Below are 21,972 nucleotides of genomic sequence, written 5' to 3'. Positions count from 1 at the left end.
AGACCAGATGAAAAATTACCACAAAGAAGATTATCCCGTCGCCGATATCCGGCGCTTCCTCGAACCGGGGCCGGTGGTGCTGGTCAGTTCAACGTGGCAGGGCGAAAGCAACGTCATGACCATGGCCTGGCACATGCTGATGGAGTTCACACCATCCTTGCTGGGCTGCTTCATTTCCGACGCGAACCACAGCTATGAAATGATCAAGCGCAGCATGGAGTGCGTGATCAACCTGCCCACGGCCGACATGGTCGACCAGGTGGTCGCCATCGGCAACTGCAGCGGCGAAGACACGGACAAGTTCACGGCCTTCGGCCTGACGCCCCAGCCGGCCGAGCTGGTGGGCGCGCCCCTGATCGCCGAGTGCTACGCCAACTTCGAATGCAAGCTGGCGCAGGTGTCGGGCAATCCAAAAGGCGGCTTCTTCATCTTCGAGTGCGTGAAAGCCCACGTGGCTACGTCGCCCAAGCTGCCGGAAACGTTACATTACCGCGGCAACGGCGAGTTCATGGTGTCGGGCCGGACCATCAGCCGCAAGAGTCTGATGAAGCCGGAGATGTCGTAGGTCGGATTAGGCGCAAGGCGCCGTAATCCGACACCACCAGCCGTGCCAACGATGGCGTCGGATTACGCGCTTGCGCGCTAATCCGACCTACGCCTCATCCAAGCTGCGGTCAGATCACCCCCTGCGCCAGCATCGCATCGGCCACTTTCACAAAGCCGGCGATATTGGCGCCATCCACATAGCTGACCGTGCCATCGGCGCGCGTGCCGTATTGCTTGCACGCGGCGTGGATACCTTGCATGATCTGCAGCAAACGCGCGTCGACTTCTTCGCGCGGCCAGGAAATGCGGGCCGCGTTCTGGCTCATTTCCAGGCCGGACGTGGCCACGCCGCCCGCGTTGCTGGCCTTGCCCGGCGCATACAGGACGCCGGCCGCCTCGAAGGCCTTGGCGGCCTCGATGGTGGTGGGCATGTTGGCGCCTTCGGCCACGCATTGCACGCCATTGGCGATCAAGGTGCGCGCATCGTCGATGTTCAGTTCATTTTGCGTGGCGCAGGGCAGGGCGATGTCGACCGGCACATGCCATGGTGACACGCCCGCCTCGAAGCGCACGCCCGTGCGCGCGGCGTAGTCGCTGACCCTGCCATACAAATGGTTCTTGACCTCCATCAGGATGGCCAGTTTTTCCGGCGTAAAGCCTGCTTCGTCGATGACGGTGCCGCTGGAATCGGAGACGGTGATGACTTTCGCCCCCATCGCCATGGCCTTTTCCACCGCGTATTGCGCCACGTTGCCCGAACCGGACACGGACACGCGCATGCCTTCGAACGAGCGGCCCCGCGTTTTCAGCATTTCTTCGGCGAAATACACGGTGCCGTAGCCCGTCGCTTCCGGACGCATCAGCGAGCCGCCGAAGCTGGCGCCCTTGCCCGTGAACACGCAGTCGGCGCGGTTGCTGAGCTTTTTCATCATGCCGGCCATATAGCCCACTTCGCGCCCGCCCACGCCGATGTCGCCGGCCGGCACGTCCGTGTCCGAACCCACGTGGCGGAACAGTTCACTGACGAAGGCCTGGCAGAAGCGCATCACTTCGCCCGGGCTCTTGCCCTTCGGATCGAAATCGGAACCGCCCTTGCCGCCGCCCATCGGTAACGTGGTCAGCGCATTCTTGAACGTCTGTTCGAATGCGAGAAATTTCAGCACGGACAAGGTGACGGACGGGTGGAAGCGGATGCCGCCCTTGTACGGCCCGATCGCCATGCTGTGCTGGATGCGGTAGCCGCGATTGACTTGCACTTGCCCATGGTCATCGACCCACGACACGCGGAACATCACCACGCGCTCCGGCTCGATCAAGCGTTCCAGCAAGCCTTGTTCCGCGTATTTCGGGTGCTGTTCCAGGAACGGCCACAAGCTCTCCATGACTTCGGTGACGGCTTGCAGAAACTCGGGTTGACCTGGATTGCGTGCGGCGACATGCTGGACATACTCGTGAGCAGATGCGTATTTCATCAGAATTCCATGGAGGTAATCAGTTATTTGGGCAACTATCATCGCAGATTTCGCACGAAAATGGTGCGGAAATTTGGTTTTGAGGGGTTTCTGCTACATTCTGGGGCGCATTTTCCAGCTGGCCGGCATGTCAAAACAGGCAGTGGTCTGGTGGGGAAGTTGACCGAAAAAACAAAAACGCCAGCGGAAGCGCTGGCGTTTTTGCCCTTTACATCGGATGCCCGGAGCGTTCCGGGCGCAGTTCGGGCAAGGACGTTTTCTTGCCGATCAGTAGCTGCATGGCGCGCTGCCGCAGTGTGTGGCGGATCCGGTGCGGCGCCCGGCATGCGACGGTATCGAGCAGGAAATAGCAAACGGAGCGCAGGCCGGGTGCCGGGCGCGGCACGCTGGCGCGCCAGTAGCGCACGGCCGCCGAGATGCCGGTATGACCCAGCAGGGAACGCAGATTGTTCAGCAGGCGCGCACAGCGGACCCGCTTCGCCAGCGCCGGCGCCAGCCGCTCGAGATAGGGCGCGACAATGGCGTCGATATTCAGGAAATGCTCGAGCTTGCGCGCCGGCGCCGTCATCTGCGGATGATGCTGCCGATAATGCAGCAGGATATTGGTGCTGTAGCGGATGGACATGCCGGCGCTCAGGCAGCGTATCCAGTAATCGTAAGCGGCACCTTCCCGTATCTGTTCGTTGAAGGGCCCCATGCGGGAAAGTAATTTTTTGCTGAGCAGCACGCCGGATGGCTGAATAGGCGAGCCCAGCAGACAGGCCGGCCAGGAGGCAAACTGGCGTGGCGTTGCCCAAGCCACGGGATTGCCGCCATGGCTGTTAAGCGTGGCAATTTGTGAGGCATACACAATCGCATCCGGCGTTTCAGATGCTTGTACCTGTGCAAGTTGTTCTGCCAGTTTTTCAGGACACCAGATGTCGTCATCGTCAATGAATGCCACCCATGCAGAGCGCACCGCGGCCACGCCCGTATTCCGGGCCGCCGCCAGTCCCTTGCCGGCATTCGGCAGGACGGTCACTTGCGGGTAGGCTTGCCGGACGTAGGCGGCCGTGCCGTCGCTGCTGGCATCATCGATCAGCAGGATTTCTTGCGCGGGCCGGGATTGGGCCAGCAAGGACTGCAAGGTGTCGTCGAGAAATCCCCGCGACCAGCCGTTCCTGGTGCAAATGATGACACTGACTGCCGCTGCGCTCATGTCGCCACGGCCGCAGGCGGCGCAACACGGATGCGTACGGCTGCGCCGTCTTGCCGGACTTCATACGGTTGTAGTGTCAATGACGGGCACGATGATTTTCCTGTTTGCAAGTCGAACGAGATGGCACAGGCCGGGCAATACACTTTATCGCTGTCACATCCGCCGTCGGCCAGGTCCACGCCGTAATGCGGGCAGGCCGCGTCGTAGGCGCGGGTGCCGTCGCTGGTGTGTACCAGCATGATGCGATACGGCGCGGCATCGACGATGATGCGCTGCGTGTCCGGCCCGGCGGCAGGCAGTTGGCCATGTATGAGGCCGCTTGTCTGGTCGAGCTGGCCAGCGATGACGGGAACGGCAGGCGGCGTCTGCACGGGGATGCTGGCAACGGGCGCGCCGAAGTTGTCTTCGCGTTGCAGATGCAGGACTTCATCATGGCCCTGCTCGATATCGGCGGCCCGGCGCCAGAATTCGCGCGAATAAAAGCAGGCGGGATCGAACGTTGGCCTGGAAGCGTTCAGGCGCATGGAAATGGCCACGCGCGTGGCGTCGGTCGTATTCAGATGCGTGCCGTGCAGCACTTCGGGATCGAAGACCAGCATCTCGCCTGCTGCCAGGGGCAGGTAGGTGGGCACGGGCAGGCGGTAGCCCGCTTGCAGGTAGAGCGTGCGCCGCTCGCAGGGCAGCGGGACGTTGGCCAATTCCGGATACAGCACCATGCCCGCTTGCGCCGGCACTTCGCCGATGGCCCACCAGATATTGCGCCCGTCGCGGGAGTGGCCGGCCCAGCTATCGATGTGCGGACCATGCGCCCAGGCGGCGGGCGGGTGGCCGCGGTGATACGCTTTCGGCGCATACACGGGGTCGATGACCTTGCGCGTCTGGAATTTGTCGCGCACGCTAGCGCTGAGCCTGCCAATGCCGGGATTTTCGCTCGATGGATTGGTTTTGCGGGCCACTTCATAAGGGAAGTTGATGCGCAGGATCAAATAGTCGTCCACATAGAAATCGCCATCCCAGCCCAGGACCTGGCGTCCGACGGCCGTTGCCATGGCCAGCAAGGGCTGGCGCAGGCGCTCCAGTACCTGGTTGCGCAAGGACGCCACATCGTCGGTGTCGATGACTTCGTGCAGCCGCTCGATGCCATGCTGGCGCAGCAGCTGGGCCGCAGCGGCGCCCTTCATTTGTCCGACCGTGGAAATGAGCTCGGTGAGCACGCGTTCGGTCATCGATTCCCAAGATGCCAGTTCACGGACGTGGCATTTGAGCCACACCCCCTGAGACGAAGATGGCAAGCTCATATTATTGCTCCATTGCCAGGGTGCGCAAGGTCTGCAAGCCGCGCAGCGTGATCTGACGCAACTCTTGTATCAGCGGCAGGGCATCCTGGCGGGCGCGGTGATATTGCGCGGCCGAGCGTGCGCGGTCCATGATGGCGCTCACGCAGTCGCCACCTTGCATCAGATCGACATCCCACGACGCCATGCCGATGGTCGACAGCATCGAGCGGCCCCGTTCGTCATACGACAGATTGATGCTGTGCGAACCCATGGCCAGGCACGGCAGGAAGCCATGCAGGCGGTAGCTGACGTGCAGCTTGCAGGTGCGCAGCGCCTCGATGTACCGGCCGACCTCGTCAAAGTACATGGGCGATGCTTCCGGGAAACCGGCCGCGAATTCGAGATCGATGTAGTCGTGGCAGGCCAGATAAACCGGTTGCGCATATTCGGCACGCAGGGCGGCAATCAGGCGGCGCAGGTCTTCTGCGATGCGCCACTGCAAGGTGGCAGGAACGCTCATGCGCATGGGGTGACGGACTGAAATGATCACGCCGCCCGTGGCCGCTTCGCCTTCCGCATTCGGCAGCAAGTACAGCGTGGGGCAGCCACCGACCGTCACCTTGGCGCCAAGATCGGCGAGGATTTCTTGCGAGCCCGTGTCGCGCACCATGGCCACCTTGGCGTGCTCGACCAAGTGCCGTATCGCAGTCGGGCTGAGCGCATCGGTGCGGTCTTCCATTTGCCCGTCGCGCCCCGTGATGCGGCCGTGGGACAGGCCCATCAGCATCATCGGCCGGCGCAAGGCATTGACGGCCTGGACATCATAGGACAGCTGGCCGTTTTCAAACAGATTCCCGCCGCCCACGATGACGGCGTCGGCGAGACGGTTCATGTCATAGATCTGGCGCGCTACCAGGCCGCCAAACTGCGGTCCCTTCAAGGCGGGAATGCTGACGACATTGGTGGCTGCTCCGAACACTTCGTAGAGGAGCTCGGCGGTAGCGTAGCCGATGAGATCGTTGCCGATGTTGCGCGTGGTGGGCCGCACCATAAAGATATTCAATGTTCGTCCTGTTCTATGTGTTTAGCGAGGTGGCGAGGCCGGGGACGCGGATTAGCCGCGTGCCGCGAGTTCTTCGATGAGGGCGCGAAAGCGCGATTTCAGTTCCGGATCGCCCGGGTAGGCGCCCTGATCCACGTCCAGCATGCGCTGGGCGCTTGCCGCATCGGCGCTGACGCCGAGCAAACCGGCAATCTCATTGATGAGCGTCAGATCGTGCCGGTTGACACGTTCGGTACTGATGACGAGCGGTTCGATACCCCGTTGCCTGAACCAGCTCTGCCAAAGCTGTTCATCCTCGGCAATGAGCTGCATGGCCTTGCGCGCAGCCAGTTTCAGGCGCCAGGTCGAGTAATTTTTTGTCACCGTGGCGGCTTCGAAACCCCAGCGCCCCGTGACCATGCAGGTCGCCAGGGACGCTGCCTGGGCGAGTTTGTTGTCGCGGATCAAATGAATGACCGTTGCGCCTTCGAACAGGGCAGCAAAATCGTGTGCATGGGGCCACTTTTGAATCTGGGGAAACTGGATATTCGACGCGAACACGCCATTTGCGGAACGCCTGGCATACATATGCGCCAGGTAATCCTGTTGCTTGATCTGCCAACGCTTCGTCAACGCCTGTATGCTGTTGTCATTGAAATATTCCAGCGGCACGCCCATGCCCGCGCCGAGCAACAGGCGGGCCAGTCGCTTGCTCGATGCGCGAGGCGCAGCGCAGACCAGCAGTTTTTTATCGGGCAGCGACGATGACGTTGTATCGTAGGCGAGCTCACGCATTTCAGCGGGCGTAGGGCGCGTGTTGCTGGTCCATACTGACCTGGCATTCGCCAACGGAGTGGGGAGACATTCATTCATGAGTGGCGGAGAGGCTGACTGAGCCTTGTTGCGTGCGATAGGATGCGTTTAAAGCAAAAATTACTTTCTTGAAATTATGTTGCTTCAAAATACTATCTCACTTCATGCCCTTTCATTCATAAAGTTGTATTTTATTTATGTATTGTGTCTCCCTCCAGCAACTAGTGGTGGCTGGTAGCAAGCTGAGCGGCCCATAAACGACAACGCCAGCCCGAAGGCTGGCGTTGTCGTCACTGTGCTGCCAGGAGCGTCACCCCGCCATGCTGCGCAGAATTAGCCCCGTGATGTAGGCGCCGTAGGTGCCCAGCGCGTAGCCGAGCACGGCCAGCAGCACGCCGACGGGGGCCAGGGCAGGGTGGAAGGCGCTGGCGATGACGGGGGCGGAAGCGGCGCCGCCGATATTGGCTTGCGATCCGACGGCCATGAAGAACAGCGGTGCGCGGATCAGCTTGGCGACGAGCAGCATCAGGCCGCCGTGCACGGCGATCCAGATCAGGCCCAGCAGGAACAAAAATGGCTTGTCGAACAGGGCTTTCAAGTCCATGTGCATGCCGATGGTGGCCACCAGCACGTACAGCATGGCAGAGCCGATGGTCGAGGCGCCCGCGCCTTCCAGGCTGCGCGCCCGGGTAAAGCTGAGCAGCAAGCCGAAGGTGGTGGCGAGCACGACGATCCAGAAGAAGTTCGACGTCAGGCTGTAATCCTGCAAGCGCCAGGCTGCGGGCAAGGTGCTGATCCAGCTGATGATGGGGCCGGCCAGGAAGTGCGACAGGCCCGTCACGCCCAGGCCGACGCCGAGGATGATCATGATGTCGGTCAGATTGGCCACGCGCGCGTGCTGGGCGCGGTAGCTTTCGATGCTGTCCTTGAGCGCATTGATGGCGGACAAATCGGCACCGGTCCAGCGGTCGAAGGCGCCCGCGCGGCCGGCCAGGAACAGCAGCACGGCCGTCCAGACGTTGGCCACCAGCACGTCGACGGCGACGAACTGGCCGAACAGGGTGGCGTCCACTTCAAACACTTCCTTCATGGCCGCCTGGTTGGCGCCGCCGCCTATCCACGAGCCGGCGACGGTCGTCATGCCGCGCCAAGTGTCGCCCGCTACCGTTTCCGGGTGGATCAAACGCAGCGCCTCGAACGAGACGAGGGCGCCCAGCATGACGCCCAGCGTGCCCGTCAAAAACATGATGATGGCCTTGGGGCCGAGGCGAATGATGCCGCCGAAATCGATGGCCACGCACAGCAGCACCAGCGCGCTGGGCAGCAGGTAATCGCGCGCCACGGCGTACAGGCCCGACGCGTTGCCGTCGATGACGCCGAAGGTGTTGAGCAGTGCCGGGATCAGATAGCACATCAGCAGGGAAGGAATGTACGTGTAGAACTTTTTCCAGAAGCCGTCGGGGCGGGAGGCGCTCCAGAAGACGGCCCCCAGGGTCATGGCGAGCAGGCCGAGGACGACGGCATCATTGGTGATCAGGGCGGGTGTGGCAGGTGGCATCGGGGATTCCGGTGAACGTGTCAGGGACGCACGGGATGCCGATCAGGCCCCCGGGCGCGGGTGGCCGTATCGTATAGCAATGTTGAAGCCTAAACAAATTATTTAGGTAATGCCAGCAGGGATTTTTCTTGTCAAATCAAACACTTGGAAACTGCTGCGCCACCTGGCGCAGCAGACTGGCGGTTACAAATAGCGCGCCAGCAAGGCCTTGTCGAGAGCACCGTCGAGTTCGATGCGCACGAAGTGGCCGCTGCCGGGCGCCACCTGGATCTCGCTGCCGTCGTCGCTGAGCATGCGGGTAATGGTGAAATCGCGGTTGCCGCCCGGATGCACGGCCTCGATGCGGTCGCCCACGGCAAAGCGGTTTTTCACGTCCACCCGCGCCCAGCCGTCCGTCACGCCCAGCACGTCGCCCACGTACTGGCTGCGGTCGGCCTCGGACGCGCCGCGCATGTAGTTCTGGTGCGTCTGGGTATGATGGCGTTGATAGAAACCATCCGTGTAGCCGCGGTTGGCCAGGCCTTGCAGCTGGCCCAGCAGGCCAATGTCGAAGGGGCGACCCGCGACGGCGTCATCGATGGCCTGGCGGTAGACTTGCGCCGTGCGCGCCGCGTAGTACAGCGACTTGGTGCGGCCCTCGACTTTCAGCGAATCGACGCCGATTTTCACCAGGCGCTCGATATGCTCGACGGCGCGCAAGTCCTTCGAATTCATGATGTAGGTGCCGTGCTCGTCTTCGAGTATCGGCATCAACTGGCCCGGACGCTGGGCTTCTTCGATGAAGTATGGCTGATCGGCCAGCGGGTGGCGCGGCTGCTGGTGCAGGGCGGAAAACGCGTTATTGTCGGCCTCGGCCAGCGCCTGGTGAAATTCCAGCGGCACCACCTGCATGCCGCCCAGGTCGCCGCTGGCGTCTTCCGTGGCATTTTTCACCTTGTAATCCCAGCGGCAGGAATTCGTGCACGTGCCCTGATTCGGGTCGCGGTGGTTGAAATAGCCGGACAGCAGACAGCGGCCCGAATAGGCGATGCACAGGGCGCCGTGGACGAATACTTCCAGTTCCATTTCCGGGCAGCGCTGGCGGATTTCCTCGATCTCGTCGAGCGACAGTTCGCGCGACAGAATCACGCGCGTCAAACCCATGCGGTGCCAGAATTTGACGTCGGCCCAGTTGACGGCGTTCGCCTGCACCGACAGGTGCACGGGAATCTCCGGCCACTTGTCGCGCACCATCATGATCAGGCCGGGATCGGCCATGATCAAGGCATCCGGGCGCATGGCGATCACCGGCTCCATGTCGCGCAAATAGGTTTTCAGCTTGGCGTTATGGGCGAAGATATTGCTGGCGACAAAGAATTGCTTGCCACGTGCATGCGCGCCATCAATGCCTTCCTGCAAGGCTTGCAAAGTCGAAAAGTCGTTATTGCGCACGCGCAAGCTGTAGCGCGGCTGGCCCGCGTAGACGGCGTCGGCGCCAAAGTCGAAGGCGGCGTGCATCTTGGCCAGGGAGCCGGCAGGCAGGAGGAGTTCGGGAGCGTGGTGCATGGAAGATGGGCAAAGCCGGCGATTGTAGGCCGGCTGGCCATGGATTTCCTTGCCTGGGGTCAAAGGATTGCAATATGGCGGCGCGCAATGCGCCGCCGTGCCGCTGAGCAGCCTGTCATTATTTTGGCGTCAGGGCGTACCGGCTATCGCTCATCCTCGGGCTCGCCGCCTCGCTCCCGTGCGTGGCGCGCTTGTCGCCGGGTGCCACCACGCCCGCATCATCGCGCGGATAGGCATCCTGCGTTGCCAGCGCTGCGGCGGGCGCAAAATCGTCGACCTGTATCAAACCGTCGACCAGGCGCGCAACTTCCAGCAAGGTATTGTGTTCCTGGCAGCTGACCGAGCCTGCCGCCTTGGCCGTCGCCAGCCACTGTTGCATGGCGGACAGGCTTTGCGGCAGGTGTCGCAGGGCCGCGCCTTCGGGCGTGTCTTTCAGGCGTTTTTCGATGTGCAGGACGTCGGGCAGCAGGGCCAGCGCCCGCTCGGCGCAGGCCACGGGATCTGCCGCGTCGCTGGCCACATGGCCGTCGGCCAGCAGACGTTCGCGGTCGGCGCCCGGCGTTTGCAGGGCCAGCGCCACTTCACTGCCCAGTTCGTCGGACGGTGGACGGTGGGGCAGGCCAAACGGGAATAGCAGGGTGCGCAGCAGCATGGCCAGCACGCGCGCGGGGAAATTGTCGAGCACGCCCGTCAAACCCTGCTGCGCCTTGACCAGTGCATCCTGCAGCGACCAGTGCACATAGGGCAGATCGGCCTCGGGCCGGCCATCATCCTCGTAGCGTTTCAGCACGGACGAGGCCAGGTACAGTTGCGCCAGCACGTCGCCCAGCCGGGCGGACAGCCGTTCGCGACGCTTGAGTTCGCCGCCGAGCACGAACATCGACATATCCGTCATGACGGCAAACGCCGTCGACAGCCGCGTCAACGCGCGGTAATAGGGCGCCAGTGCGGGCGCACCGGCGTCGGGCGCGGCCTCCAGGCGCGCGCCGCCCAGTCCGTACCACATCCCCCTGGCCAGGTTGCCCAGCACAAAGCCCACGTGGCCAAAGAAGGCGGAGTCGAAATCGCGCAGAGCCTTGCGGCCGTCGCTTTCGCTGACGGCGGCCATTTCCCTGAGCACATATGGATGGGCGCGGATGGCGCCCTGGCCGAAGATGATCAGGCTGCGCGTGAGGATGTTGGCGCCTTCGACCGTGATGGCGATGGGGATTTGCTGGTAGGCGCTGGCGAGGAAATTGTTGGGGCCCACGCAGATGCCCTTGCCGCCGAGAATGTCCATGCCGTCATTGACGAGCGCGCGTCCCCGTTCCGTGACGTGATATTTGACGATGGCGGAAATGACGGCCGGCTTCTCGCCCAGGTCGACGGCGTGCGCGGCCAAGGTGCGGGCCGCATCCATCAGGTACAGGTTGGCGCCCATGCGGGCCAGCGCTTCCTGCACCCCTTCGAACTTGCCGATCGGCATGTTGAACTGGCGCCGCACGGCCGCATACGCGCCGGTGCCGCGCACGGCCATCTTGCCCATGCCCACGCTGGACGAGGGCAGAGAGATTGCGCGCCCGGCCGCCAGGCATTCCATCAGCATGCGCCATCCTTTCCCCACTTGCGCCTGGCCGCCGATGACCCAGTCGATGGGGATGAACACATCTTGACCGGACGTGGGGCCGTTCTGGAACGCGGCGTTCAAGGGGTGATGGCGGCGGCCGATCACCACGCCGTCGTGGCTGGTGGGGATCAGCGCGCAGGTGATGCCGGGCGCATCGTTGTCGGAGAGTAAGTGGTCGGGATCGCTGGTCTGGAATGCCAGGCCCAGCAAGGTGGCCACGGGGGCCAGGGTGATGTAGCGCTTGTTCCACGTGAGGTGGAAACCCAGGGTGGCGCGGCCCTCATGCATGCCCATGCACACGACGCCCAGGTCGGGAATGGCGGCCGCGTCGGAACCCGCGTACGGGCTGGTCAGGGCAAAGCAGGGAATCTCCGTGCCGGCGGCCAAGCGCGGCAGGTAATAATCTTTTTGCGCCTCGGTACCGTAGTGCAACAACAGTTCGGCCGGCCCCAGCGAATTGGGCACCATCACGGTCACGGCCAGCGCCGAGCAGCGGCTCGACAGCTTCATCACCACTTGGGAATGCATGTAGGCGGAGAACTGCTTGCCGCCGTATTGTTTCGGGATGATCATGCCGAGGAAACCCTGGCTTTTCATGTAGTCCCAGGCTTGCGGCGGCAAATCCTGCGCCTGCTGCGTTTCCCAGTCGTTGACCAGTTCGCACAGCCGCTCGACGTCATGCTCGAGAAAATGGCGTTCCTCGGTCGTGAGCGAGGCGCGCCCATAGCCCAGCAGCTTGGACCAGTCGGGCTTGCCGGAAAACAGCTCGGCATCCCACCACGTGGTGCCCGCTTCGAGCGCGTCGCGTTCCGTGTCGGACATCGTCGGCAAGATGCGCTTGAACAAGGCCAGCAAGTGCGGAGCAAGCAGGGCGCGGCGCACGGGGCCGGGCGCGAACAGTGCAACCAGGCCCAGCAGGGCCAGCATCAATATGATCGTCAGCATGCGATATCTCCCTGTGTAATGAGGACAGGGTAGTCCGATGCGGCCGATGTTACTGTGCGGTACAGCGCATACGCACAACGCCAACCGCAGGGGTTGGCGCTGTGGTGTGAAGCGTGAGGCGAATTAGCGTTGTGGCACGACAATCACCGTGTCGCCCGCCTTGCCTTTGGCGCCAGTGTCGCACCGGCAGGGCCGATAACGACTGGTACTACGGCGGGCGCTGTCTGACCCGCTTATTTGACGGTGAAACTCTGGTTGTAGCCGCCATTCGTACTCGTATAGCCCAATACATCATCGAAAGCCAGCGAGCTGATTAGCCATGCGCCCGCTTTGGCGCCTGCGGGGATCCTGACCGTCGAACTGAAGGTGGCATGCTTCGCATCGCCGGATGCCAGCACCCATGTGCTGTCGATGCGGGTGCCGCCGATATCGGCGAGGTTGTACCAGGAGGTGCCGGGCAGGGCGTTGAGATTGACCCCGGTGGCATCTGTCACGGTCACCGTGGCCGTCACCAGTTGGCTTGCCTGGGAGGCATCAACGATGCTGGGGGTGACGGTGATGGCTGACACGGCGGGGCCCGCCGTGTCGCTGAGTCCATCGTTTTGCACGGTGAAACTCTGGCTGTAGCCGCCATTCGTACTCGTATAGCCCAATACGTCACTGAACGATGTCGCACCAACCAGCCATGCGCCCGCTTTGGCACCGGCTGGGATCGTCACCGTCGAACTGAAAGTGGCATGCTTCGCGTCGCCGGAGGCCAGTACCCATTTGCTATTGATGCGGGTGCCGCCGATATCGGCGATGCTGTGCCAATAGGGGGAGGGCAGATCTTTGAGATTGATTCCGGTGTCGTCTGTCACGGTCACCGTGGCCGTCACGCGTTGGCTCGCCTGCGAGACGTCAACGGTGCTGGGATTGACGGTGATGGCTGACACGACGGGGCCCGACGTGTCGTTGTCTCCATCGTTTTGCACGGTGAAACTCTGGCTGTAGCCGCCATTCGTACTCGTATAGCACAATACGTCACGGAACGATGTCGCACCAACCAGCCATGCGCCCGCTTTGGCGCCGGCGGGGATCGTCACCGTGGAACTGAAGGTGGCATGCTTCGCGTCGCCGGAGGCCAGCACCCATTTGCTGTCGATGCGGGTGCCGCCGATATCGGCGATGCTGTGCCAATAGGGGTGGGGCAGGGCGTTGAGATTGATGCCGGTGGCATCTGTCACGGTCACCGTGGCCGTCACGCGTTGGCTTGCCTGCGAGACGTCGACGGTGGCGGGGGTGACTGTGATGGCTGACACGGAGGGTCCCGACGTGTCGACGGCGCTGGCGCTGACAGTGACCGTTGCATCCGCACTGTTCGCTTTGCCATCGTTGACGATGAGTTTGGCGACATACAAGCCGGAGGCATCGGCGGTAAAGGTGGTCCTGGCCGCGCTGACAGAGGACAAGGTGGCCGTACTGTTCGCCGGTTTTTCCGTCAGCATCCAGGCAAACGTCAACACATCGCCATTGGCATCCGAGCTGGCGCTGCCATCGAGTTCGACCACGCTGCCGGACAAGACATTCTGCGCGTAGCCTGCGTTCGCAACCGGCGCCGCATTGGCTACACTGGCCGTAATGCTGACCGCCGCGGCGTTGCTGCTGACCTTGCCGTCGTTGACGATGACGCTGGCAACATAGGTGCCAGCCACATCCGCCGTAAAAGTGGGTCTGGCGGAGGTCGGCGACGCCAAGCTTGCCGTGCTGCCTGCCGGTTTGGATTGCAGGGTCCACGCATAGCTGAGTGTACGGCCGGCATCTGCCGAGCTGGCGCTGCCATCGAGAGTAACGACAGTGCCCGTCACCACGCTTTGTACCGGTCCGGCCTGGGCGACAGGGGGGACTGCGGCAATATCGGCGATGACTTGCTTGATGGTGTCTGGATTGCTGATCTTGGCCAGCGCGGTCACGACCTGGGTAAGCTGGGCGGCATTGATTTTTATTCTGAGCGCATCGAGAAGCCTGTCCTGCGCATCGCCGCCGGCCGGGTTGCCTTGCGTCGCCGCTTTCAATGGCGTGGAAAGGAAATCAGCGAGCGGTGTCGTGTCGACGACACCGCTCAGTACCGCAGCCACGTCAGCCTGCGCTGCTTTCACCGCAGTGCTATTGATCTTGCTGCCGGCAATAGCGGAGTCAAAAGCGGCAAAAAAGACCGCGGGTTCGTTCCCCAATACCCGCGCCGTCAGCATTTCGGTCAGTGGCGTGATATTGGCAGTGGTGGCGTTGCCGCTTCCCAGTACGAGCGTGTGTAATTTGGAGCCATCAGCCGGATCGGTGATCTGGAGCAGGCACGGCAGTTGGCCACCGGCGGCGGCAAGGCTGTAGCTGCCGTCGGCCAGCGTCGTGGTGTTGCCTGTGCCCGTCTGGCATTTGGCAGTAATCATGGCGCCAGCAATTGCTTTCCCCGTTGCGGCAGTGCCGTTGACGGTTAACTCTGCCGGGCTAGCAGGGGCCGGTGAGGCGCCGCTACCGCCGCCGCCGCATGCAACGAGCATGCACGAACCAAGCATAATTGCCAAAGTCTTCATCGAATCTATCCATTTTCAATTTTTAAAGTGATGCCATGTGGCGTCACGCTCAAACGGCCAAGCTCTTGCCGGAGTCAGTCTGTTAAGGGAAATTATATATCTTTAAGCAATAGTTCATGCCTTGAAATTGAAGGCGATGCAGCTGAAGGGAGTGAGGGATGGATTTTTTCAAGCGGCGCGCAGCGCTGCGCGGTTGCAGCGTGACTGGCGACAGGCTGGACGCGAACAATTCAGCAAACAAAAAAGCCAACCCGAAGGTTGGCTTTTTGCTATGTACTGCTGAATTCTTGGTGGCCCGGGGCGGAATCGAACCACCGACACAAGGATTTTCAATCCTCTGCTCTACCGACTGAGCTACCAGGCCAAGGCGGCGAATTATAGCAGAAAGACTTTCCACCTGACCAGAGCTGGCTGTGTTCAAATGCAACAGATGGCCAAAACATGGTGTTTTGGCATCCTTGTATGACCGGAAGGGATGTGGCGATGCAGCGACGTATTGGAGTGCAGGGCCTGGCGGTGGCGGGCTTGTTCAGTTTGTTTTGTGGCGCGGCGCGGGCCGATGGGCTCGCCGAATTGAACGCGGCGCTGGCGCGCTTGCAGGGGCTGATGCCGATCAAGGCGCAGGTCGAATCGAAATCCTGGCGCCGCGAGGGCGAGGGCAAGGCGGCGGAAGAGGATAGCGGCCAGGCCACTGTCACTGTCGAGGGCGGGCCGGCGGGCTTGCAGGTGCTCTACGGCAAGGACTTGCTGGCGAAAGTGGAGGCCGAGCAGCGCGCCAGGGTAAAGGATCCGAAGGTCAAGACGCCGATCGGCTTTGCGCTGGGGGAAATGAAGGCGACGGAACTGCGTTCCATGGTGTCGGCGGCGGATGCCTTGTCGCGCGAGATCGAGGAAGCTGTGTTCAGCAGTGAAAAGATGGATAGCTACAAGGGCAAGCCGGCGCGGCTGCTCAGCTTTACCTTGTCGCTCGACAAAGTGCCTGAGAAAGACCGCAAGTATGTGAAGAAGTTCGACGGCGGCCTCGATGTGTGGATCGCCGCGGACGGCGCGCCGCTGGCCAGTCATTTCCACGTGGATGTGAGCGGGCGCGCCTTTGTCGTCATCAGCTTTACGCAAAAGACGGATGAGACGCGCCAATATGGCGTCAGCGGCGACCATTTATTGTTGCTGCGTAAGGAGAGCAAGAATGCCATGTCGGGCGCGGGCGAGAAAGTGGAAAGCAAGATCGTCAAGACCTTGCAGCTGCAGCCCTGACGTGTTGCTGTAGCACTCGATTACATGGCGGCGCTGCCGCCCAGGCCGCTCTTTTGCAGCACGCAGCGCCCTGCCTCGCAGGTGGCGCCCGGATCCGTGACGATGGAGCAGGTCGACATCATGCCGTCCGCCTGCTGCTGCTTGCGGCTGGCTTCGGCTTGCGCCTGGGCCAGGGCCTTGAGTTTCTTGCCGTCATTGCTTTTGCTGGACCAGGCCAGGTAGCGCTCGGGGCCGCCGCAAGCCTTGGCGCCGATGGCGATGGTCTGGCATTGCTGGGTGGAATCGCAGGCGGCGGCGCCCACTTCCGCCTGGATTTGCGCCAGCAAGCCGGCATTGCCGGGGGCGGGCGGCGCATCATCTTGCGTGGGGGCGCTGCCGCAGGCGCTGGCGGCCAGCAGCAGGAAGCTGGCGCACGCGGCGCGCAGCAGTGGCAACAGGGTAGGGTAGGTTGGCGTTTGCATGTCCTTATCATGTGCCAGGCTTGCGTAAATGGCAAGCGCGATTCGTACTTGGCCAGAACCTTGATCCCGGTCATTCCCATTATCAACCCGTCAAAGTTAATATAAATCAACATCCAACCAGCGATGTACGGGTGGCAACCGGGCCGGTGCGCTGCATTCCCGCGCCGGCGCACGCCGCCGATTCGGGAATGTTTCCAGGAGTTAGACTATGCGCCGCACCCTCTCACCCTTCCTCTTCATCACCAGCCTGGCCTTTGGCGGCGTCCTGCATGCCGCCGAAAAGGAACCGATCCAGCCGATTACTGCCGCCAAGGTGGCCAATCCAGCCATGGTCGAGCTGGGCAAGAAACTGTTTTTCGATCCGCGCCTGTCGCGCTCGGGCTTCATTTCCTGCAACAGCTGCCACAACCTGAGCATGGGGGGGACGGACAATATCAAGACCTCGATCGGCCACAACTGGCAGCGCGGGCCCATCAATTCGCCCACGGTGCTCAATTCCAGCATGAACGTGGCGCAATTCTGGGATGGCCGCGCCAAGGATTTGCAGGAGCAGGCGGGCGGCCCCATCGCCAATCCCGGCGAGATGGCTTTTACGCACGAGTTGGCCATCGACGTGCTGGCCTCGATTCCCGCCTACCGCGCGGAGTTCCGGCAAGTCTTTGGCCAGGATAAACTGACCATCGAGCAAGTCACGCGCGCCATCGCCGCCTTTGAAGAGGTGTTGGTGACACCCGGTTCGCGCTTCGATCAATGGCTGTCGGGCAAGAAAAGCGCGCTGACGAAAGACGAGCTGGCCGGCTACCAGCTGTTCAAATCGAGCGGCTGCATCGCCTGTCATAACGGCCCCGCCGTGGGCGGCAACACTTTCCAGAAGATGGGCGTCGTCGAGCCGTACAAGACGGCGATGACGGCAGAAGGGCGCTCGGCCGTGACGGGCAAGGATGCGGACCGCTTCAATTTCAAGGTGCCGACCCTGCGCAACGTGGAATTGACCTACCCGTACTTCCACGATGGCGAAGCGGCAACCCTGACGCAAGCCGTCGATGTGATGGGCCGCTTGCAGCTGGGCCGCACCTTTACGCCCGACGAAAACGCGAAACTGGTGGCCTTTCTGAAAACCCTGACGGGCAAGCAGCCGCACATCGTGCTGCCGATCTTGCCGCCATCGTCGGATACGACGCCACGGCCCGTGCCGTTTGACTGAGTGAGTGTGGTGTCGGATTACGCCCTTGCGGGCTAATCCGACCTACTCTCTCCGGCGTAGGTCGGATTAGCGGCGTAGCCGCGTAATCCGACATTCTGATATCGCTTACTTCAGCGTGCGCTGGAATAATTGGTAAATCCGGCGGTACTCGTCATACCACGCTTCCGGCTGCACGAAACCGTGGCGCTCCATCGGGTAGCTGGCCATTTCCCAGTTATCCTTTTTCAGCTCGATCAAGCGCTGCGACAGACGCACGGAGTCCTGGTAAAACACGTTGTCGTCGATCATGCCGTGGGCGATCAGGAGGTTGCCCGTCAGCTTGTCCGCGTATTCGATCGGCGACGAGACTTTATAGGCTTGCGGATCGACGTCCGGCGTGTTCAGGATGTTGGCCGTGTACTCGTGGTTGTAGGTGGTCCAGTCCGTCACGGGACGCAGCGCGGCGCCCGACTTGAAGATGTCCGGCGCGCGCATCAGGGCCATCAGGCTCATGAAGCCGCCATAGCTGCCGCCATAGATGCCCACGTTCCGGATGTCGCCCTGGTGCTGCTGCGCCAGCCAGTTGGCGCCATCGACAAAATCTTCCAGTTCCGGGTGGCCCATCTGGCGGTAGATGGCTGTGCGCCAGGCGCTGCCGTAACCGAGCGAGGCGCGGTAGTCGACGTCGAGCACGATGTAGCCTTGCTCGACCAGCAGGTTGTGGAACATCTGTTCGCGGAAATACACGGGATAGCGCTCGGTGACATTCTGCAGGTAGCCGGCGCCGTGCGCGAACATGACGATCGGGTAGCGCTTGCCCGCTTCCAGCTGCTTTGGCCGGTACAGCTTGGCCCAGACCGGCGCCGCGCCATGCGTGGACGGCACTTGCACCAGTTCCGGCATGACCCAGCTGCGCGCCTTGAAGGCGTCGCTGCGCGTATCGGTCAGGATGTTCGCCTTGCCGCCAGAGACAGAAACGCTGGCCAACTGGGCCGGCATATAGCTGGTGGAATAGCGCAGCAGCAGCTTGCCGTTATCGGGTGACAGGCCGAAGTTTTCCACGCCTTTCAGATTCGTGACTTCGCGCGCGCCGCCCTCTTTCGCCGTGCTGGCGCACACTTCATACGTGCCAGGCGCCTGCCGGTTGCATAGAAAATAGGCGTTCTTGCCGTCGCGGCTCCATTCGACGGCGCTCACTTCCCATGGGCCGCTGGTCAAGGCGCGCGCCGGGGCCGCGCCCGTTTTCGCGTACAGGTGGGCGTAGCCGCTTTCCTCGGACAGATACCACAGGGTAACGTTGTCGGGCAGCCAGCCGAATTCCTCGGCGCGGCGGTTGACCCAGGCCGCGTCGCTGATGCGGTGCACGGGCACGAGGGCGCCGTTGGCCAGGTCGACGTTGGCGAGCCAGCCGTCCTTGTTGTCGATGGCGCGGATGCGCACGGCGACCTTGCTGCCGTCATCGGTCCAGGCGATGCCGTCGCGCTGGGCGTCGATGCGCACGGCACGGTTGCCTTTCAACGGCGGCAGTTTCTGTTCCGCGCGCAGTAGCGCCAGCGGGTCGGTGGCGATGCCGGGCAGGTTGTCAAAGGCGATCTCGCGCACCTGGCCCGTGCGCAGGTCGGCCAGCTTCAGGCTTTGCGCGATCGGCATGTTGCGGCCCACGCGCGTGCGCTCGTCGTCCGCTTCCGGGTAGCCGGTTTCCGTGACGTAGCGGGCCAGTTTGCCCAGCTTGCCTTTTTCGGCGGCCTTGTCTTGCGTGACGAACAGCAGCCAGCGGCCATCCGGCGACAGGGCGCTGCCGGAAATGGTGACTTTTTCTCCCAGGTAGATCGGTTCCGGCGCGCGCGTGGCGTCCAGGCGGCGCTCTTCCTGGCGGCGTTCGCGGCTCGCGTCGCGGTCGTCCTTCTGGCGCGCCAGGTTGACGATCAGGCGCAGCTGCAGTTCGCGCAGGGCGTCCGCTTCCGGCTTGGCGTCCGGATCCTTGGCTGCGCGCAGCAGGGCGACGGGGGCGCTCAGGCGGTCAACGCGGCTCCAGCTGAACCAGTCGGTGCCGCTGCGGTATTGCACGGCGCCGCCGTCGGCGGAATATTGCGGGTCGCTGATGGCGGAGACGCCGCGCGTGATTTGCGTCAAGGCCCCGTTCTTCAGGTCGCGCTCGAACAAGTCGCCGTTGCGCAGCAGGATGGCGCGCGTGCCGGCCCGGTTGACGACCATTTGCTGGCCATCGAGGTTGGCCAGCTGCGCATCGTCGACCTGCTTGCCGCTATTGAGTTTCGCGTTCGCGCCTGGCAATTGATACGTGTCGCGCAGGGGCGAGCCGAGGCGTTTTTGCTTGTAGTAGAGCTGGCCATTCCAGCCCCACCATGCCGCTTCGACGGGCGTGCCGATCCAGTCGGGATCGGCCATGGCCTGGTCCAGCGTGATCGGCGTGGGCGTGGGTGCAGTGGCGGTGGAGGAAGGGGCCGCATGGGCGGCGGGCAGCAGAGAGAGCAGCAGCGGCAGCAGAGGTAGAACCAGACGCATCGGGGATCGCTTTAGTCAAAGGGGATGGTGAAGGTACAGGCTATGAGGTCGGTATTCTAGCGGAGGAGTTTCGTGCAGGAAATGTCGTAAAGCTAAGCTTGATTGTGAGCGAGCCAGCCGAGAAAGTCGGCTAGCGGCATGGGCCGCGCATACAGGTAGCCTTGCAAGCCGTCGCAATCGTGGGCGAGCAGGAAGTCCGCCTGCTCCTGCGTTTCCACGCCTTCAGCCACCACGCGCAAGCCCAGGTGGCGCGCCATGGCCAGGATCGCTTGCACGATGGCCGTGTCGCGCGCATCGCGCGGCGTGTCGTCGATGAAGCGCTTGTCGATTTTGAGTTCATACAGCGGCATCGAGGTCAGGTAGGCAAGGCTGGAATAGCCGGTGCCGAAATCGTCGATGGAAAAGCGGATGCCCAGGGCCGCCAGCTCGCGCATGCGCGCCAGCGAGGCGTCGCGCTGGTCGATCAGCAAACCCTCCGTCAGTTCCAGGATCAGGGCGCCGGCCGGCGTGCCGTGTTCGGCCAGCGCGGCCTGCACGCGGGCGGCGAAATCGGGCTGGCGAAACTGGGCTGGACTGACATTCACCGACAGGGCGACGGGCTGCCCGGCCCGCGCCAGCATGGTCGCCGCGCGGCACGCCTCGCGCAGGGCCCAGTGCCCGAGCTTGATGATCAGTCCCGATTCCTCGGCGATGGGAATGAACACGCCTGGCGCGATGTGCGTGCCGTCCGCCTGCGGCCAGCGCATCAGCAGTTCGGCGCCCGTCACCCGGCCGTGACGGTCGACCTGCGGCTGTACGTGCATGCATAATTGACTGGCATCGAGGGCGCGCGCCAGCGCCCGTTCCAGGGTCAGGCGGCGCTCCACGCCCGCCTGCATGGCCGCTTCAAAGAAGGCGATGCCGTTGCGTCCTTCCGCCTTGGCGCGGTACATGGCGATGTCCGCTTCGCGCAGCAGGTCGTGCGCCTGCTGGCCCGCTTTCGGCAGCAAGGTCACGCCGATGCTGGCGCTGCAATGATAGGACTGCCCGTCGATATCGAAGTCGCGCGCGATGGCGGCGCGGATTTTCTCGGCCACCTGGGCCGCCGCGCGGGCGGCGCTGTCCAGGTCATCGGCCAGGTGCGCCAGCAGCACGACGAATTCGTCGCCACCGATGCGCGCCACCGTGTCGGCCTTGCGCATCAGTTGCGCCAGCCGTTCGCCCGCCAGACGCAGCAGCGCGTCGCCGGTGGCGTGGCCGCGCGCGTCGTTGATGTGCTTGAAGTGGTCGAGGTCGATGAACATCAGCGCGCTGATGGACTGGTCGCGCGGTGCGGCGGCCAGCAGGTGAGCGATGCGATCCATCAGCAGGCGCCGGTTGGGCAGGCCCGTCAGCACGTCGTAGAAGGCCAGGCGGTGGATGTCCGCTTCCGATTTCTTGCGCTCGTCGATTTCGCGCTCGACGGCCACCCAATGCGTCTGCTTGCCGTCCGCATCCGTGAACGGCACCAGTTCCGCCTCGACCCAGTAGGCCTTGCCGGCCTTGTTGTAATTCAGCAATTCCGCCCTGGCCGGCTGGGCCTGGGCCATGGCGGCGGCGATGCGCGCCAGTTCGTCCGTATCGGTGGCGTCGCCTTGCTGGAACAGCAGGCTGCGGCCCAGCACCTCGGCGCGCGCATAGCCGCTGCTGCGCTCGAAGGCGTCGTTGACGAAGATGATGCGCGTGGCCGATACCGTGCCGGAGTCGGGGGCATCGCTCACTTCGGCGATCATGACCATGTCGTTCAGGCGGGCCAGCGCCGTGGCCGTCAAGCGCAGGTCGGCATTCAGCTGCGACAGGGCCTGGCTGCTGCGTTCCAGGTGGCGCAGCAGGAAGGCGCAGGACAGGGTCAGCACGGCGGCGATGAACAGGAAGTTCAGGGCCACGATCAGCGCGCGCAGCACGGGGGAGTCGGGCACGCCCTGCACGTGCAGGGCGGCGTCGGGCTGCCGGCCGCGGCC

At 63.0% G+C, this 21,972-nt stretch carries 15 protein-coding genes and 1 tRNA gene; 3 read left to right on the top strand and 13 right to left on the bottom strand.

Annotated features, from left to right (window positions below; genetic code table 11):
* Positions 1-7: 7 nt before the first annotated feature.
* The gene (locus HWE17_RS24530; protein ID WP_176390577.1) at positions 8-565 is read left to right on the top strand and encodes a flavin reductase family protein; all 558 of its coding nucleotides are present in this window, start codon (positions 8-10) and stop codon (positions 563-565) included.
* Positions 566-674: 109 nt separating this feature from the next.
* Here the strand turns inward: HWE17_RS24530 and gdhA are convergent, their stop codons facing one another.
* The 10 genes from gdhA to HWE17_RS24480 all read right to left on the bottom strand — a co-directional run bounded on the left by gdhA (position 675) and on the right by HWE17_RS24480 (position 14,936).
* On the bottom strand, positions 675-2,018 hold the full coding sequence (gdhA, locus tag HWE17_RS24525; protein WP_099401400.1) for an NADP-specific glutamate dehydrogenase: 1,344 nt from the start codon (positions 2,016-2,018) through the stop codon (positions 675-677).
* 208 nt (positions 2,019-2,226) lie between these two features.
* Positions 2,227-3,216: a glycosyltransferase gene (locus HWE17_RS24520; protein ID WP_176390576.1), complete on the bottom strand. Its 990-nt coding sequence runs from the start codon at positions 3,214-3,216 to the stop codon at positions 2,227-2,229.
* Positions 3,213-4,442 (bottom strand): Rieske 2Fe-2S domain-containing protein, encoded by a 1,230-nt coding sequence (locus HWE17_RS24515; protein ID WP_176390575.1) that lies wholly within the window; start codon positions 4,440-4,442, stop codon positions 3,213-3,215. Before HWE17_RS24515 ends, HWE17_RS24520 begins: the two co-directional genes overlap by 4 nt.
* Before the next feature lie 73 nt (positions 4,443-4,515).
* Positions 4,516-5,556 (bottom strand): polysaccharide pyruvyl transferase family protein, encoded by a 1,041-nt coding sequence (locus HWE17_RS24510; RefSeq protein ID WP_176390574.1) that lies wholly within the window; start codon positions 5,554-5,556, stop codon positions 4,516-4,518.
* Positions 5,557-5,607: 51 nt separating this feature from the next.
* A complete protein-coding gene (locus HWE17_RS24505) occupies positions 5,608-6,330 on the bottom strand; it encodes a Stf0 family sulfotransferase (RefSeq protein ID WP_176390573.1) in 723 nt (240 codons plus the stop codon).
* Between the two features lie 328 nt (positions 6,331-6,658).
* The gene (locus HWE17_RS24500; protein ID WP_176390572.1) at positions 6,659-7,906 is read right to left on the bottom strand and encodes a DUF819 domain-containing protein; all 1,248 of its coding nucleotides are present in this window, start codon (positions 7,904-7,906) and stop codon (positions 6,659-6,661) included.
* Between the two features lie 183 nt (positions 7,907-8,089).
* Positions 8,090-9,451, bottom strand: coding sequence for a tRNA 5-hydroxyuridine modification protein YegQ (gene yegQ, locus HWE17_RS24495; protein WP_176390571.1), 1,362 nt, complete (start codon positions 9,449-9,451; stop codon positions 8,090-8,092).
* Positions 9,452-9,569: 118 nt separating this feature from the next.
* A complete protein-coding gene (locus HWE17_RS24490; protein ID WP_176390570.1) occupies positions 9,570-12,002 on the bottom strand; it encodes an acyl-CoA dehydrogenase in 2,433 nt (810 codons plus the stop codon).
* A gap of 233 nt (positions 12,003-12,235) precedes the next feature.
* On the bottom strand, positions 12,236-14,572 hold the full coding sequence (locus HWE17_RS24485; protein WP_176390569.1) for a PKD domain-containing protein: 2,337 nt from the start codon (positions 14,570-14,572) through the stop codon (positions 12,236-12,238).
* A gap of 288 nt (positions 14,573-14,860) precedes the next feature.
* A tRNA-Phe gene (locus tag HWE17_RS24480) sits at positions 14,861-14,936 on the bottom strand.
* Positions 14,937-15,055: 119 nt separating this feature from the next.
* Here HWE17_RS24480 and HWE17_RS24475 point away from each other — a divergent pair.
* Positions 15,056-15,826 carry a hypothetical protein gene (locus HWE17_RS24475; RefSeq protein ID WP_217916877.1) on the top strand — a complete coding sequence of 257 codons (771 nt, stop codon included), beginning with the start codon at positions 15,056-15,058 and terminating at the stop codon, positions 15,824-15,826.
* 20 nt (positions 15,827-15,846) lie between these two features.
* Here the strand turns inward: HWE17_RS24475 and HWE17_RS24470 are convergent, their stop codons facing one another.
* Positions 15,847-16,287, bottom strand: a complete 441-nt coding sequence (locus tag HWE17_RS24470; RefSeq protein WP_051959357.1) for a hypothetical protein — start codon at positions 16,285-16,287, stop codon at positions 15,847-15,849.
* 208 nt (positions 16,288-16,495) lie between these two features.
* Between HWE17_RS24470 and HWE17_RS24465 the strand changes: the two genes are divergently transcribed.
* On the top strand, positions 16,496-17,491 hold the full coding sequence (locus HWE17_RS24465) for a cytochrome-c peroxidase (protein WP_099401412.1): 996 nt from the start codon (positions 16,496-16,498) through the stop codon (positions 17,489-17,491).
* Between the two features lie 105 nt (positions 17,492-17,596).
* Here the strand turns inward: HWE17_RS24465 and HWE17_RS24460 are convergent, their stop codons facing one another.
* Entirely contained in the window at positions 17,597-19,993 is a 2,397-nt protein-coding gene (locus tag HWE17_RS24460; RefSeq protein ID WP_176390568.1) for a S9 family peptidase, read from the bottom strand.
* A 92-nt stretch (positions 19,994-20,085) separates the two neighbouring features.
* Positions 20,086-21,972: bifunctional diguanylate cyclase/phosphodiesterase (locus HWE17_RS24455; protein ID WP_176390567.1), on the bottom strand; the 1,887-nt coding region annotated here is incomplete at its 5' end.

The organism is Janthinobacterium sp. BJB401, assembly GCF_013372745.1.
In the GTDB taxonomy this organism is placed as follows: Bacteria; Pseudomonadota; Gammaproteobacteria; order Burkholderiales; family Burkholderiaceae_D; genus Janthinobacterium; species Janthinobacterium rivuli.
Note: the sequence above shows the minus strand (reverse complement) of the source record. Positions and strands in the feature narration are given on the sequence as shown.